Annotated in this window: 14 protein-coding genes; 5 read left to right on the top strand and 9 right to left on the bottom strand. The window is 58.4% G+C overall.

Annotated features, from left to right (window positions below):
* The first annotated feature begins 70 nt into the window (after positions 1-70).
* Entirely contained in the window at positions 71-880 is an 810-nt protein-coding gene (locus ACA052_RS17945) for a phosphocholine cytidylyltransferase family protein (protein WP_497646085.1), read from the top strand.
* Here the strand turns inward: ACA052_RS17945 and ACA052_RS17940 are convergent.
* The 9 genes from ACA052_RS17940 to ACA052_RS17900 form a co-directional block, all read right to left on the bottom strand.
* Positions 856-1,704: a metallophosphoesterase family protein gene (locus tag ACA052_RS17940; protein WP_497646084.1), complete on the bottom strand. Its 849-nt coding sequence runs from the start codon at positions 1,702-1,704 to the stop codon at positions 856-858. The two genes, ACA052_RS17945 and ACA052_RS17940, sit on opposite strands and share 25 nt — an antisense overlap.
* A gap of 63 nt (positions 1,705-1,767) precedes the next feature.
* Positions 1,768-2,517, bottom strand: coding sequence for an aspartyl/asparaginyl beta-hydroxylase domain-containing protein (locus ACA052_RS17935; RefSeq protein WP_497646083.1), 750 nt, complete (start codon positions 2,515-2,517; stop codon positions 1,768-1,770).
* 40 nt (positions 2,518-2,557) lie between these two features.
* Positions 2,558-3,523, bottom strand: coding sequence for a hypothetical protein (locus ACA052_RS17930; protein WP_497646082.1), 966 nt, complete (start codon positions 3,521-3,523; stop codon positions 2,558-2,560).
* Positions 3,524-3,537: 14 nt separating this feature from the next.
* Positions 3,538-4,506 carry a diacylglycerol/lipid kinase family protein gene (locus ACA052_RS17925; protein ID WP_497650351.1) on the bottom strand — a complete coding sequence of 323 codons (969 nt, stop codon included), beginning with the start codon at positions 4,504-4,506 and terminating at the stop codon, positions 3,538-3,540.
* A complete protein-coding gene (locus ACA052_RS17920) occupies positions 4,499-5,605 on the bottom strand; it encodes a CDP-alcohol phosphatidyltransferase family protein (RefSeq protein WP_497646081.1) in 1,107 nt (368 codons plus the stop codon). Before ACA052_RS17920 ends, ACA052_RS17925 begins: the two co-directional genes overlap by 8 nt.
* Positions 5,606-5,759: 154 nt before the next feature.
* Complete coding sequence (gene lptG, locus ACA052_RS17915) at positions 5,760-6,842, bottom strand: LPS export ABC transporter permease LptG (RefSeq protein WP_214383395.1); 1,083 nt, start codon at positions 6,840-6,842, stop codon at positions 5,760-5,762.
* The gene (lptF, locus tag ACA052_RS17910; RefSeq protein WP_497646080.1) at positions 6,839-7,912 is read right to left on the bottom strand and encodes an LPS export ABC transporter permease LptF; all 1,074 of its coding nucleotides are present in this window, start codon (positions 7,910-7,912) and stop codon (positions 6,839-6,841) included. Before lptF ends, lptG begins: the two co-directional genes overlap by 4 nt.
* Positions 7,913-7,984: 72 nt before the next feature.
* Positions 7,985-8,815 (bottom strand): nucleotidyltransferase family protein, encoded by an 831-nt coding sequence (locus tag ACA052_RS17905; protein ID WP_497646079.1) that lies wholly within the window; start codon positions 8,813-8,815, stop codon positions 7,985-7,987.
* Entirely contained in the window at positions 8,799-9,941 is a 1,143-nt protein-coding gene (locus ACA052_RS17900) for an N-acetyltransferase (RefSeq protein ID WP_497646078.1), read from the bottom strand. Before ACA052_RS17900 ends, ACA052_RS17905 begins: the two co-directional genes overlap by 17 nt.
* Positions 9,942-10,349: 408 nt before the next feature.
* Here ACA052_RS17900 and ACA052_RS17895 point away from each other — a divergent pair, with 408 nt between their 5' ends.
* Genes ACA052_RS17895 through spt form a run of 4 tightly spaced genes read left to right on the top strand, consistent with a single transcriptional unit; the run spans position 10,350 to position 14,477 of the window.
* The gene (locus ACA052_RS17895; RefSeq protein ID WP_497646077.1) at positions 10,350-12,074 is read left to right on the top strand and encodes a fatty acyl-AMP ligase; all 1,725 of its coding nucleotides are present in this window, start codon (positions 10,350-10,352) and stop codon (positions 12,072-12,074) included.
* Positions 12,071-12,988: an NAD-dependent epimerase/dehydratase family protein gene (locus tag ACA052_RS17890; protein WP_497646076.1), complete on the top strand. Its 918-nt coding sequence runs from the start codon at positions 12,071-12,073 to the stop codon at positions 12,986-12,988. The genes ACA052_RS17895 and ACA052_RS17890 overlap by 4 nt, the downstream gene beginning before the upstream one ends.
* Positions 12,989-13,021: 33 nt before the next feature.
* Positions 13,022-13,285 (top strand): acyl carrier protein, encoded by a 264-nt coding sequence (locus tag ACA052_RS17885; protein WP_497646075.1) that lies wholly within the window; start codon positions 13,022-13,024, stop codon positions 13,283-13,285.
* A complete protein-coding gene (spt, locus tag ACA052_RS17880; RefSeq protein ID WP_497646074.1) occupies positions 13,272-14,477 on the top strand; it encodes a serine palmitoyltransferase in 1,206 nt (401 codons plus the stop codon). Before ACA052_RS17885 ends, spt begins: the two co-directional genes overlap by 14 nt.
* Positions 14,478-14,483: the final 6 nt, after the last annotated feature.

The following is a 14,483-nucleotide window of genomic DNA, read 5'->3' as shown; positions in this document are numbered from 1 at the left end:
CTACCAAGCAAGTATTTAAATGATCGCAGGGTCTTGCTAGTTCAAATCCTTAAACAGGAGCCCGGTAGAAATGGGTCTATTCGAACAACGCACTCGTACAACTGCAATCCTATTGAGCGCCGGGCAAGGACGACGGCTTCTTCCCTATACGACGAACACCCCCAAGTGCCTGATCGAGGTCGGTGGCCAGCGGGTTATAGAATGGCAGATTGATGCACTAATGGCCGCCGGGATAAGCCGGATCACCGCTGTGATCGGCTATGGTGCAGAGCAGGTCGAACGGGTGTTGAACGACCGTTACGGGCCAGGCGTCATTTCTACGATTTACAACCCGTTCTTTGAGGTTGCCGATAATCTGGCCAGTTGTTGGATGGCTCGCCACATCATGCATGACGATTTCATCCTGCTAAATGGCGATACGTTATTCGACCAGCCAGTCCTGGAGCGACTACTTGATGCTCCTGCCAGGGCGATAACACTCGCGGTCGACAGGAAACTGGCTTATGACAGCGACGATATGAAAGTCCAACTCATCGGTGATCGAATTAGCGCCATCAGTAAACTGATTCCGCTCGATTTTGTCGACGGGGAGTCTATTGGCATGATGCATTTTCAGACAGGGGGAGGACCGCTGTTTCGAAGTGCGCTGGAAGAAAGCATGCGCCGCCCTGAAGCCTTGCAAATGTGGTACTTGAGCATCATCGATTACCTTGCAGGGACTACTGGACAGGTTTTCGCGAAGTCAATCGAAGGGTTGGGCTGGGTGGAGTTGGACTATCCTGCCGACCTTAGGGCAGCGCAGGAACTGGTCAAGTCTTGGGCAGACCGCGAGCCTGGCACGGAACTCTCCCTTGCTCAGGGCGAGAAACCACGGTCCTGACGTGGCGACGCAGACAGCAAACAGTCACAATGGAATTCGGCGCTGCGCTCAAAGGCAGCGCGGGAGTCAGAATACTCCCAGCGCTCGATAGCGACTTGCCTTGTTCGTTTGTCCAGATAAAGTCGATTGAACGAATTGGGGGAATTGCCGCGTATACGTGACGAGAGGGTCGTTCCCGCCTGCACACCCCAGATTTCCTTGGACAGTCCGGCATATTGCGTGCTGAGTGCCAGCACATAGGGAAGATGTATGTGCCCCCCCATCACCAAATCCAGCCCTGACGAGGCCCAGCGTTCCAGTGCAGCCCTTGCACCGATCTGCAGATTGCGTCGGTCGGACGCGACGATTGAGCCGAACGGTTGATGAGCGACGACGATGCGCAGCTTTTGCGGATCGCACTTTTGTAGCCGCTCAGCCACTTCCTCGACTTGCCGGGCAGTGACCTTGCCTGCTTTGCGGCGTGTAGGGTGCGTTGTATTCAAACCGATGATCAAAGCATCGTCATTCTCGAAAATGGGTGCGAGATTGCTGTCGATGTACCTGCGATAATTCCCGTAGGGTGAAAATATGCGCGCGAGCAGGTTGTACATGGGGATATCGTGGTTGCCGGGTATCGTCAGGACTTGCGGTACTCCGCAGTCCTTGATGCGCTTGATGAATGCCTGCGCCGAGGCGAACTGCTCACGTCTGGCGCGTTGCGTGATGTCCCCTGTAAAAAGTACTAGATCGGCGCCATGAGCCTTGACGTGCGTTTCGAAAGCTTGCATGACGGGGGGCTGTTCTGTGCCGAAATGCGTATCGGAAATATGCAGAAGACTGGTCATCGTTGCTGGAAATCCTCTATACCCGACAGGGCTCTGCGCTTCATTTTTCGTCCGTTGGCGCCGCTATGGTTCAAGACCACGCTCCCAGGCGCGATGGTTGCGGCGCGCGTCCTGAATGAATGGCGACCAGCGAATCAGACGAAGCACGAATCTATTGAGCAGTCTGCCCCGTCGGTTGAGCGGTCGTTCGACGTCAAGAAACAAAACCACCCGGGTGCCCGTCGTATCGTTCCACACTTGATGCCGGTATGTGTCGTCGAATATCAGGCATTTGCCGCTTTCCCAATGGCGGATTTGATCGCCGACCTGAATTCGACATCTCTCTTCAGGTTCAGGCACCACGAGCCCTAGATGCACGCGCAAAAGCCCGTTGTAAGGGCCTCGATGGAGGGGGATATGTATGCCTGGGGCCAGGATCGAAAAGAGCGCGGTAAACATGCCCGGTATGGCTTCTACCACTCTCATGGTGTCAGGGCACCGGGCACAGTTCTTATCCATTTTGTAACCATAGCCGAAGAGGAAAAAAGTTTTCCACTTGTCGTCCTGGGTAATGTTGCGCTGATCTTTGGAGATGTCTTGAAAGTTGGGCAGCCGGTCGCGGTCATGGAGGACGGCTTCAAGTTCCTTGAGAATGCTCGGCCAGTTCGCTTCCAGTTCGGCAACCCACGCAAACTGTCGGGGCTCGAAGAAAGGGCTGTCGCCCACTGTGGAATATCGCAGGATGGCCTTTTCAAGACGCTTGATGATCCACAAGCCGAGCGCCACGCTAGGGCGATGCTTACGCTTTGCTGGTCGATCTTTGCCTCTATTCATGGGTTGCCTCTGTTGTTCGCGTTGGCGAGGAGCAACGTCATCAGCGTAGCCGGCGGCTTTTTAACAGGCGCCAGAGCAATGGCCATCCAAAGACCAACGGGAAACGGCGCAATCGATGGGTCACCACGATGGGCTCACCCAAGTGGCGCTCGAGCTTCCAGATGAGATAGTCGACGCCGTTTTCGAAGGTGAAAAAAGATTTGACCAATCGCGCTACGTTCAAGGTTCTTCCCTGGATTCGCCTGAGTCTCCACTGTCGTTCGTTACCTCGGCGCGTTGCGGGCGGGCAAAGGTTGCGATAACAATTCTCTTCGCCCGCGCAGGCTGCCATGTGCTTCACAGCAGGCGCGGCGGCTCGGGTAATGCGCGAATAATAGGCTTTGTCATGCCTGACGAGTTGCCCGGGGCGATCGGCTGACTCGGGACGCAGCTCGGCTCCGTAGGTCAGCGACAGTGCTCTTTCCCATAGTGTAAAGCTGTCGAATCGATCCGGTAGATTGGCGACGCAGCGACCCATCAGCGTCATCACGGCTTGAGCTAGTGCGAAATGGATTCGCTTGTGCGCCTCCTCGTCCTTGAAATAAACGAGCCGGCACGGCTGGGCGAAACGGGCCCAGAGGTAGCTTTGAAACCACGAACCGGTACCCGCCTCGAAGTCCTGCAGCGAGAGGATGGCGCATTTGGCATGGAGTATTTGTCCATCGGGCGCAGGAACCCTGACGAGGATCACGGTAGGCGGAAGCCATGCGTTGGCGAGCTGCTGAAAGCGCTTGTGATGAGCGTGAGCGTAGCTATCGACCAACGCATAAAAGTCGACCATGCCATCGGTGAGATCGCCGTTGCGCAGGCATGAACCGTAGACCAGCAGCGCCACCAATGCATCGCCCAGGCGTGTGTGCAATGCCTGGACAATCCCATTCAGCTCGCCGGGCATCGGTTGCGTGCATTGCTCCCTGACCTGTTCAAGCAGGTCCGCGGGGGGCGGCATGGAATCAGAAGGTCGCATCGATCTCAATTGTCCTAAAAGGTCATGAAGCGGATCGGGTCCGTGGCGCCTAACGTGATCGTGCCTTGTGCTGCAAAAATTTCACCGTCCAGCACGTACTCGTCAGCACCACCGAGATCCATCCGGGTGAAATTGTGACTGAAGTAACCATCCTGCTCTTTGATCATCGAGATGGCCCGCCCGCAGAGCAGGAACGGCAGGATGAGGGCCAGTCGTTTGGGCCGATGCGCGATGGCGGTCAGATGAATGGGCTCCTGTTCGGTGCCCCAATAAGGTCTGCTCCCAGCCAGGAGCCTGTTCAGGGTGGTGGCAAACACCACCAGCCAGTCGCCTTCCCAGACACCATGTTGGGTGCCCAGGCGAGCAGGCAATGCCCGGAACAGATCGTGCGGCAAGTTGTGCAGCGCTGAAAGCAGCATTCGGCCGAAGGCCAGCGACGGTCCCAGCGCCCCGGGTACGCGTTTGGGCCGCAGCGTTCGATGGTAGTAGCGCACCCCGTTCACAACAGCGCCAATGCCAAAGAACATCCCGAATCGCGGCCCGTGGTGCAGCGGGCCATCAACCCGAAGCGCCGCGCGCGATACTAATTTCGGCGTGACGGCATTCCCGGCGAGCCAAGCGGAGAAGCTCCTCAAGGCCTGTTCGACGCTCAGGCGCGCGCCCAGATCGGTCGCGCTCATGTTAGTGGTGCCCCCCGGAACAACTAGAACGGTGGGTAGGCTTGCGGGATCGCGGCTCAGCAAAATGGAGATGGCGGCTTGCAGGGTTCCGTCGCCACCCAGGATGACTAGCAGGTCACTTTCCCTGAGCTGGAAGTGGCGCACGGCGTGGGCGATCTCCAAAGGGGTGGTCCCTTCCAGGACAGCCGCGCCGGGTACGTTGCGAGCGAGCTGGCGGAACTTGGGCAAGGCTCGTCGAATGGTTCCGCTGCAAGGGTTTAGCAAGATTCCGATTTTTTGTGGCCGCGGGCAGGCGTCATGCATCATTGAGGCCCGAGCGAGGCGCGAACATCCGCACGATCAAACGGTCGCTTTCGGCGGCCATGTCGATTCGGCTAAGCCAGGACTGTGGCGGGTGACCTCGGTGCTTCAAGACAATGGCGGACATCGTGCGAACCCCCAGCACCAGGGTCGAGACGCAGGTCCAGACGGCCACCCAGATCAACCCCGTGTCATGGGCATCCACCGCCCATAAGCAGGTCAATATGAGCAAATTGGGATTGCGCCGCGCGGTCACCAGCCTGTTGAGTGAGTCGAAGGGGCGCCAGAGAAACAGCGAAAAAGGCGCGGCGAACCTGAACGCAAATTCGCACAGCCGACCTGCGACATAGCCCAGGAAAATGGCCCAGAGCACTGGGCTGAGGGGGATATCCGAGTCCCAAGTTGCCTCATAGCCCATTCCCCACGCGATATACCAGAGCGGTGGGTGAATCAGGTCTAGGCCATGGTCGAAAATGTTTCCGAAACGAGTGGAGGTCACGGTGACGCGTGCCAGCTTGCCATCCACCGTATCCAGAAACGTCATCAGCCAGCCGGCGACCAGGCCCGCGCCAAAATGCCCGTGCCAGAACAGAATGCCTGCCAGGATGGCCAGGACATAGCTGGCTGCCGTGACCTGATTGGGACTGAGCCCCAGCTGTACGCACCAGACGGTGGCCCAGCGAGCCGGGACAGGCCAGATCGCTCGAGTGATGAAGTCGGTGACGCCTTTGTAGGATCCGTTGAACAGAGACTTCTCAAGATGCGCCTGATTAGCGGCAGTGATTTGCGCGACCCATGGCGGATCAAATTTACGCAGTTGTGTCTGCATCGCGGTGGCCACGGCTCCGGGAACCACTTTGCGTAATCCGGCTACGGCGTCACTTTCCAGGCTGGGCAGGTGTGCGAGGCGGTCGACACTGGCATGGGCTGCGACGATGGTACCGGTCCGCGGATCCTGTAGAGCGACCTCAGGCGTTGCCATCAGCCCCCGGAGCACGCGGTCATCGTAAAGGTAATCCTCGCGCAGCAGGACGACTTCACCTTGTGCCGGCAACGGATCGTCTGCATTGCAGAGATGGGCGTTGGGAAGCTTTGCGAGCATACGGCCCACTCGCTCCCTGGACGTCAGGCCCCACAGCCGCACCGGGCTACTACAGATCAGGTATACAGGAGTCTTCATTGTTCCGCCTGCGCCGAATAACATTGATTGAAGGAGCGGGCGGCAACGCCCTGTCCATTGAATAGCATGACCGGTTTCAACGACTGCCCCGGTCCAGATGTCCCACCATCACAATAGCCACTGCGAGCAAGACCAGTGCAGGCCCCAAAGTAGTAATCAGGATGTTCATCTTTAGCAGTAGACCGAGGTTTACGATGATCTGATTACTTACATAGACCATCAACCCGACGAGCGCACCCAATGCCAACCGCGCCCCCAGGTTGGGCGAGCGCGGTTGTGCAAAGGCAAACGGGATGGCGAACAGGATCATCGCCAGGGTCAGGATCGGTCGCCCGAGCTTTTGCCACATCGCCATTTCGTATTGTGCCGAGGGCTGGCCCGAGCCTTTGAGGTACGCGATGTAACGGTAGAGCTGGCGGGCAGACAGGCTTTCGGTCGGCAGCGTGATGTCGCCCAATCGTGCTCCGCCAAAAATCGAGTGCCAAGGCATATGATCGAGTTGCTGCGTAGTTTCAGCGCCCTGGTCCCACTGTTTCACCTGGACATTGTTCAAACGCCATTGGCCTGCGTCCTGTATGTCCGCCGTCTCTGCAAAGATGTAGGAAACCAGTGAACGGTCATTGTCGAACCTGAAGATCTCGATATTCACCGGCAACCGTTTGTGCTGAAGATTGCCAATACGTACGATCTGATCGTCCTGTCGAGCCCATACACTCCCTTGATCGTTGCTGGACTGCGCGCCGGCGGCCATTGCCTCGTTGCGCAGTTCCAGGCCATTTTGCTGGAGGGGAGAGGCCACCCATTCATCCAGCGCCGCCCATGCCAGCGCCAGCGCGAGCCCGGCCAGCGTCGCCGTGAACCCGATCCGGGCAATCGACAGCCCGGTGGCGCGCATGACCGTCAGTTCCCGGGTGGCTGACAGTTGACCCAGCGCAGCAATGCCACCCAGCAGGGCAATAAAGGGTCCAAGCTCGACAACACGGCGTGGCAGCGTCATGAATACGACTTCGATGGCCTGGCTCAACCGGTACCCGCCAGGCGTTACGTCGTCAAGTTCACCCACCAGGTCGAGGGTGGTGAACAGCGGTAGCAGAAGCGCCGCCGCCGCCGCGAAGCCGAAGAACACATGACGGGTAATGTAGCGGTCGAGGATTTTCATCGGTAGCCGAACCGAAAGTTTGCCAGATCGCGCGCCAGGAAAATCAGCAGGGCCAGGCTCATCAGCAGCGGCACTGTCCACAAACCCGGATACAAGGGCAGGGTGTTGTTGCCCACCATCGTCTTGCAAATGTCCGCGGCGTAGTAGATCAAGGCGAAGACGGCGGTCACGGGCAGCAGGGTAGCGAATCGTCCCTGCCTGGGCCGGGTGCGGCTCAACGGAATGGCGAGCAATGCAAGTACCGTCGCGCTTACGCCCCGCGTCTGGCGCCACTGCAATTCGGCCTTGTCCAGAGGCGCGCTGGAAGCCTTCAGCATTTCGTTGGAAGCCGCCTTGCGCTTACCCTCGGCGGCCCGTTCGATGGGTAGCAAGTGCAGCCGCATATGCTCAAACTTTTCCCAAATGTCCCGTGAAGCACTGTGCTTGAGCAAATAGGAATGGCCTTGCGTCAGCTCCACGATCGGATCGCCTGGATCTGGATCCAGGATGCGGGCTTGCTCGGCGCGAAACACACGGGATCTTGAGTCACCCGGATCATAGATCAGCACATCGTGGAGCCGGCCATCAGTCCGGTCGATCCGTTCTGCCAGAATCATCCTGCCGTTTTCGTTGTTCAGGTTGAACCGCTGCGCTTGCAGATGATTGACGTCCAGATCTGTTCGGGATTGCTGTTCCAGTACATAGGCCTGCGTATAAGCCCAGGGGCGCCCGTAGAGCGAAAGCATTGCCACCGCCAGCGAGATTGGAATTGCCAGCAGCAGGACAGCCCGATAGATCCGCAGCGGGCTTGCACCCGAGGCCGCTATCGCAATGACTTCGGAATCATGGCACAGGCGTCCAACCGCAAGCGTTACCGAGGCGTATAAAGCCACCGGTACCAGCATTTCGAGGGCAATCAGTACCTTGTAGAACACCATCTCCAGTACTGCCTGCAAAGCGAGAGTGCCCTCGACTGCGTCAGAGAGATACCGCTCTGCTGAATAGCTGGCAAAGATGAACACCAGGATGCTGACCATCACCACCACCGGCCGCCGGATTTCGGCGATCACGTAGCGTTCGATCAGGAACATATCCCGGTCCCTGACCTTTCGCCATGCCAGCACTGCACTCGGGCGATCGGGCATTTCTGCCGTCCGGATCCATCAGGTATCGCTCGGTATCGATTGATTTCTCTGGGCATGAAACCTCTCCACCATTTGATAATCCAGCGGCGAATCGACATCGATAGCGGCCTCCGCAAAGGGCATGATCACCGCGCCGATACTTACCCCCAACCTGCCGGAGAGCTGTTGCAGCGCCTGTTCCAGGGTTAACCGCCCCAACAAGTATCGCAGTGCTCCCTCAAAGCCCAGGGCGCCAGCGATGACCCGCCTGGGATGCTTGCGATCCTGTTCGACCCTTTGCCAAAAGCTGGCGAGGCGTCGAGCATCCTCGGTCATGAAGGCGAACAGGTTGCTGCCGCAATACGGGCCGCCGCGTAGTCGAATGCCGGTGCGACGGGTTCCTGGAAAACGAGCCAAAACCGTGTCCAGCGGTGTCACCGCGACCACAAAGTCATGGCCGCTTGAAGTCGCTTGCTGAAGAAAATAGTCGATTATCTCCCGGCGGAGCAGCGCATGATCCGCTGTAGTCACCAACACCGGCGTGTCTGCGGGTTGACCTGCCAACGCCTGCGCCGCGCTGGCACTTGGGGAGCTGGCGGGTTCCAGCCAACCGACTCTTGCGGTGTCCAGCAGTTGCGTCATTGAAGCGTCTTGCGCAAGTAAATTTCGCGCAGGGCCCACGAGTACGATTCGGTCAATCCGTTCACTGGCCTCCAGTGCCTCGACTACGTGACGGACCATGGGTACCCCAGCCACGGGCACCAATGCCTTGCAGCATGTCCCGGCCATGGCGGCAACGGGATCGACCGAGCCTCTGTCAGCAGCCAGGACCAAAGCGGTGAACTGCCTAGCCTCAGATTCGCTTTTCATAAATCCGGTAGCGCTTGTAGGAAGTGGCACCGATCTGGTCGAGGATCTTGCGCATGACCCCATTCGATTCCAGGATCCAGGACATTTCCAGGGCTTCTATGCCGCGCTTGACGAAGGGCGGCTTGAGCGCTTCGATCAATAACAAGGCGAGTGTGGGTCCCAATCGGCTGAGTTGGTAATGCTGCTTGACGCCCATCAACGGCACGCGTGCAGTCCGCGTGCCCTTGACATACAGCCGCCACAGCAGCCGCAGCCAGCCAAAGGGCAGCAAGTGCCCATTGAGGGAAGCGATCGCCTCGTTGATGTTAGGTATGGCCACGATAAACGCGCAGGGTTCGCCGTCGACTTCGGCGATGTACAACAGGTCTTTGGGGACCAACAGCCTCAATTGGCTGCCAAGCTCGAAAAATTCGGATTCGGTGAAGGGTACGAAGCCCCAGTTGCGACTCCAGGCATCATTGAATATTTCTCGCAGGATTCGCATGTCCCGCCGGAACTGACGGGTGTCCAGGGGCCTGATCACAACGCGTTTTCGCTCACGCGCCATCATCGCCGACAAGGCCGGTGGGAAGTGCAATTGGTCGGTGCGCATCCAGTAGGCGAGCAGATCCTTGGCTTGCCGGTAGCCCAGGGCGGCGAGCCTTTGGTCATAATAGCGCTGTCCGTGTCCCATCATGGCGGACGGGGGACGATCGAACCCCTCCACCAGCAGCCCGCTTTCCTGGTTGATGGTCAGGTTGAAGGGGCCTGTGATGCGTGCAGCGCCATGTTCACGCAACCAGGCCTCTGCAGCCGCGAACAGGCTGTCGAATACGGCGGGGTCGTCCACGGCTTCAAGCATCCCGAAGTGACCCGAATCATGGCCGTGCAATTCCCGGTGAAGGTTGTCGATCTGTGCGGTGATACGCCCCACGACTTCAGTTCCCGACCAGGCCAGCCACGCCTGCCATGTCAGATGGGGGGAGGCGGGATTCTTTTCAGAAAGGAGTTCATGGCGCTCGTAATGGATCGGCTCGATCCAGCAAGGATCGTTGCGATACAGGGTGCCGGGGAAACTGATGAACCTCTTGAGATCCAAACGTGTGAGGACGGGTCGAGTAATGATTGGTAACTTGTTATCGATCATCGTTGGCCACAAAAGTCCGTAGCAGTTGAACTAGCATCTCTTTTTCAGTACCTGAGAGAGCGTAGCTGAAGTATTGGAGCAGGGCAGGGGGTGCTTCAAACAATGGTCCAGTGCCCTGGATAAACCGGGCACTTTGCGACAAATGTTGCGTTTGAGAAGGAAGTGCAATTGCTACATTCGATAATCGCCAGTCGTCGCTCACCCGGGAAAAAATTTGCGATCACCCAGATGCCGATTAGTATTGCGTTAGGCTTTGTAATTAATTGAAAAGGCCGAGCCGGATATCCTTGGGGCCTGGACTCCATGAAACGGATTTGAGGGCAGTAAAACGGCACGTTCTTTACTGGCGCCGCTGATCAACCCGCTATTTGACTTATCCTTACATGGGCTAAATGGATGGGTTTTTTTATGTCTGCGACCATCACAAATCAGATATTCGCCCAACGTCTAGCCGACTTTTCGACGCTAGTTGAAGCACTCGATTATGCCGCTTCGGGTCAGACTGGCATGAACTTCTACGACCGGCATTGCCACTTGAGTACCTCGGTTGAATACGCGACGCTCAGAAGTAATGCTGTCGCGATTGCTCAGCGGCTACTTGGGCTCAAGTTGAAGAAAGGCGACCGGGTCGCGCTCATCGCCGATACGCACCCAAGCTTTGTCGAGTCCTTTTTCGCCTGCCAATACGCCGGCCTGATCGCCGTTCCTCTTCTGCTTCCTTCCAGCCTGGGAAGCCATCGTTCCTACGTGGACAAGTTGAAAAAGCTGTTCGCCAATTGCGCCCCGGCGGCCGTTTTAGGGCTGGAGGAATGGCTTCCCTATATCCGCGAAGCGCTGGAGGACACCCGGCAGGTATTCGTAGGAACCGTTGAGCAATTGGGCGAATTGCCCGCGGTGCAGACCCTTCCCACCGTCTTTGCGGAGGACATCGCCTATTTGCAATACACTTCTGGCAGTACCCGCTTTCCTCGTGGCGTGATCATTACCCAGCGCGCGGTGATGGCCAACGTCAGAGGCATTGTCTTGGACGGGGTCGGCGTTCGCCCGGGGGACCGGTGCGCCTCCTGGTTGCCTTTTTACCATGACATGGGGCTGGTGGGTTTTGTCCTCGCGCCCATGGCGGCGCAACTGACTGTCGACTACTTGCACACCCGGGATTTCGCCACTCGGCCCGGGCAATGGCTCAAGCTTATCAGCCAGAATCGGGTGACTGTTTCGGTATCTCCGCCGTTTGGCTATGACCTTTGTACCCGGCGAGTCCGGGCCCAGGAAAAAGCGACGCTGGATCTCTCCTGCTGGCGTGTCGCGGGGATCGGCGCCGAGCCCATTCGTGCATCGGTGTTGAGCCGTTTCGCGGATTGCTTTCTCGACACCGGATTCGATCCGGCCTCATTCATGCCTTGCTACGGTCTGGCGGAAAGCACACTTGCCGTCAGCTTCGCCCGCCGCGGGGTGTTGGTGGATCATGTCGATCGCCAGGTATTGGAGTATCAGCTCAGGGCGCAGAAGTGCGCCGCCGATGATCCGGGAAGCTGTGCCTTTACCAATTGTGGCGCACCGTTGCCCGGCCATCGCGTCGAAATCCGCAACGCTGCGGGGCTTGTGGTTGCGGAGCGTGAGGTAGGGCAGATATTCGTGCAGGGGCCCAGCGTAATGTCAGGTTATTTCAATGACCCGCAGAGCACCCAGGCAGCCTTGAAAGATGACTGGCTGGACACCGGTGACCTGGGCTATCGGTCACGAGGTGAACTCCATATCACCGGTCGGCGCAAGGATTTGCTCATCGTCCGCGGTCGAAACATCTGGCCGCAGGATATTGAATATCTGGTGGAGACCGAACCCGAACTGAGGCCCGGCGATGCCATCGTATTTGTCGTTCCCGGCGATGATGTGCCAAAAGTAGTGGTCCAGATTCAATGCCGTATCCGTGAGCCGGAAAGTCGCGAGCACCTGGTCCGTACCCTGGTCGCGAAGATCCTCAGTGAATTCGGTCTCGCTGCTGACGTACACCTTGTACCTCCTCACTCGCTGCCTCGAACCTCCTCTGGCAAGCCTTCCCGTGCCGAAGCACTAGAACGATTCATGGCCCAGGCGAACACCGATCTTCCTTATCCAGCACTGGAGGAGACGTGAGCGCTCGCGTTGTTTCGCTCACTGGCGCGACTGGCTTCATCGGCAGTGTCCTACGCGAACGACTCGTCGCCCGTGGCGTGGAGGTCCGTGCCTTGGCTCGCTCCAGGAGCGGGACGGCAGAGGATGGAACAAAGTGGATCAAGGGAACACTGGAAGATGAACATGCCCTCGCCGAGCTCACCAAGGGGGCGGATGCCGTCATTCACTGCGCAGGCAAGGTCAGGGGCAGGGACGCCCGAGATTTCGATGCGGTCAATGTGCAGGGCAGCAAGCGCTTGATGGAGGCGGCGCGGCTTGGCGGCAGTTGCGAGCGTTTTTTGCTGATCTCGTCCCTTGCGGCCAGGCATCCGACGTTGTCCTGGTACGCCGCTTCCAAGTTCGAAGGCGAACGGCAGGTCAGGGCCGTTGCGGGGGCGATCCCCGTCTGTATTTTCAGGCCGACCGCCGTGTATGGGCCGGGCGACCGCGAGTTGCGTCCGGTGTTCGAATGGCTTCTGCGCGGCTGGCTGGTGACCCTTGGTCAAGGCGATTCACTGCTGAGCTTTCTCCATGTGGACGATCTGGTCAGTGCCGTCATGCAGTGGCTGGATGCACCTGTCGTGCAATCGCAGACCTTTGAGTTGTGTGACGGCCAGGCGCAGGGGTACAACTGGGCAAGCCTGGCCAGCATCGCCTCCGACATCCGCAATGCACCGGTACGGCAAGCGGTAATGCCTGCCGCGGTATTGAAAGGGATCGCACAAGCGAATCTGGTGCTGTCGCTTTTCACCCGGCGTGCACCCATGCTGACCCCCGGCAAAGTCAATGAGCTGATGCACCCTGACTGGACCTGCAGCAATACCCGCATCAGCGCGACATTGGGCTGGGAGCCCCGGATTCTCTTACGGCAAGCGTTGCGCAATCACCTGTTCTGAGCGGGCAAAGAGCCACTGAACTCAAGGAGACCCATGATGATCACACAAGAAACGATACTCGAAAGGGTGATGTTACTCATCGGGCGGCTCGCACCACCAGGAACGCCAATCAACCCGAATACCGACCTGGCCCAGGACCTGGGGATGGAGTCGATAAAGGTGATGGACATGCTGATGGAACTGGAAGACGAATTCGACATCTCGATCCATCTCAATATTTTGATGGATGTGCGCACGCCTGCGCAGTTGTCTCACGCCATTCTTAACCTGGTGGAGCATGCCGATGGGACTGTTTGACAAATTCGACAAGCTGGCAACCGAGCGCGCCAGTCTCTCGGATTCACAACTGCATCCTTTTGGAATTCGCATCGACGAGATGTATTCCCCGACTGAGGGCAGTATTCATGGACAAAGGGTCATTCTGGCCGGCACCAATAATTATCTCGGGCTGACTTTCGACCCCGATAGCATCAAGGCGGCGCAGCGCTCACTGGAGCTTGAAGGAACCGGCACCACCGGCTCTCGCATGGCCAACGGCAGTTACGCCGGGCACAGCGCGCTGGAGGACGAACTGGTTGATTTTCTGGGGCGGCGTTCTGTCATTGTGTTCTCGACCGGGTATGTCGCCAATCTGGGTGTCATCGGAACGCTGGCGGGTGCGCGCGAGGTGGTGCTGCTTGACGCGGACTGCCACGCGAGCATCTACGACGCTTGCAAGCTGGGAGGGGCAGAGATCATCCGTTTTCGCCATAACGATGTCGCTGATCTGGAACGGCGCATGGTCCGGCTCGGCGACCGCGCGCGGGAAGCGATTATTCTGGTGGAAGGGATCTACAGCATGCTGGGTGACCAGGCTCCGCTCAGAGAAATAGTCGAGGTCAAGCGCCGTCTCGGAGGTTACCTGTTGGTTGACGAGGCGCATTCCTTTGGTGTCCTGGGGGCCAACGGGCGAGGGCTGGCCGAGGAGCTGGGCGTGGACTCGGAGGTGGACATTCTGTTGGGCACGTTCAGCAAGAGCCTGGGCGCCGTCGGCGGATTTGCCGCCTGTCACGACGCGCAAATGGACCTGCTTCGCTACGCCAGCAGACCTTATATTTTTACTGCTTCACCAGCCCCCTCGGCGATAGCCTCGGTAAGGTCGGCGCTGGCAGCCATCAAGAAACGCCCGGAGTTGCGGCGTCAGCTGTGGTCGAACGCCCGGCGGCTTTATCAAGGTCTGTCAGAGTCAGGCTACCAGTTGGGGCCGCAAGCCAGTCCGGTGATTGCCGTCATGCTGAAGTCGCCTCACGAGGGCCTGGCCGTCTGGCGGGCGCTGATAGAGAAGGGCGTCTATGTCAATCTGGTCCTTCCTCCCGCGACACCCGGCGCCGTTACCCTGGTGCGTTGCAGCGTCAGTGCGGCTCATACATCTGAACAAATAGACCAGATCATCGAGGCCTTCGCTTCATTGCGTGGCCCGATGGGCCTCGTCACAGTGGGCGCTGGATGAGTGTCG

It is taken from the genome of Pseudomonas sp. LBUM1644, assembly GCF_059716195.1.
This window is presented reverse-complemented; position numbering and strand designations above follow the sequence as displayed.

Coding starts and splice junctions, on each gene's coding strand:
- ACA052_RS17945 (WP_497646085.1), top strand. CDS start 71: ATGGGTCTATTCGAACAACGCACTCGTACAACTGCAATCCTATTGAGC.
- ACA052_RS17940 (WP_497646084.1), bottom strand. CDS start 1,704: ATGACCAGTCTTCTGCATATTTCCGATACGCATTTCGGCACAGAACAG.
- ACA052_RS17935 (WP_497646083.1), bottom strand. CDS start 2,517: ATGAATAGAGGCAAAGATCGACCAGCAAAGCGTAAGCATCGCCCTAGC.
- ACA052_RS17930 (WP_497646082.1), bottom strand. CDS start 3,523: ATGCGACCTTCTGATTCCATGCCGCCCCCCGCGGACCTGCTTGAACAG.
- ACA052_RS17925 (WP_497650351.1), bottom strand. CDS start 4,506: ATGCATGACGCCTGCCCGCGGCCACAAAAAATCGGAATCTTGCTAAAC.
- ACA052_RS17920 (WP_497646081.1), bottom strand. CDS start 5,605: ATGCTCGCAAAGCTTCCCAACGCCCATCTCTGCAATGCAGACGATCCG.
- lptG (WP_214383395.1), bottom strand. CDS start 6,842: ATGAAAATCCTCGACCGCTACATTACCCGTCATGTGTTCTTCGGCTTC.
- lptF (WP_497646080.1), bottom strand. CDS start 7,912: ATGTTCCTGATCGAACGCTACGTGATCGCCGAAATCCGGCGGCCGGTG.
- ACA052_RS17905 (WP_497646079.1), bottom strand. CDS start 8,815: ATGAAAAGCGAATCTGAGGCTAGGCAGTTCACCGCTTTGGTCCTGGCT.
- ACA052_RS17900 (WP_497646078.1), bottom strand. CDS start 9,941: ATGATCGATAACAAGTTACCAATCATTACTCGACCCGTCCTCACACGT.
- ACA052_RS17895 (WP_497646077.1), top strand. CDS start 10,350: ATGTCTGCGACCATCACAAATCAGATATTCGCCCAACGTCTAGCCGAC.
- ACA052_RS17885 (WP_497646075.1), top strand. CDS start 13,022: ATGATGATCACACAAGAAACGATACTCGAAAGGGTGATGTTACTCATC.
- spt (WP_497646074.1), top strand. CDS start 13,272: ATGGGACTGTTTGACAAATTCGACAAGCTGGCAACCGAGCGCGCCAGT.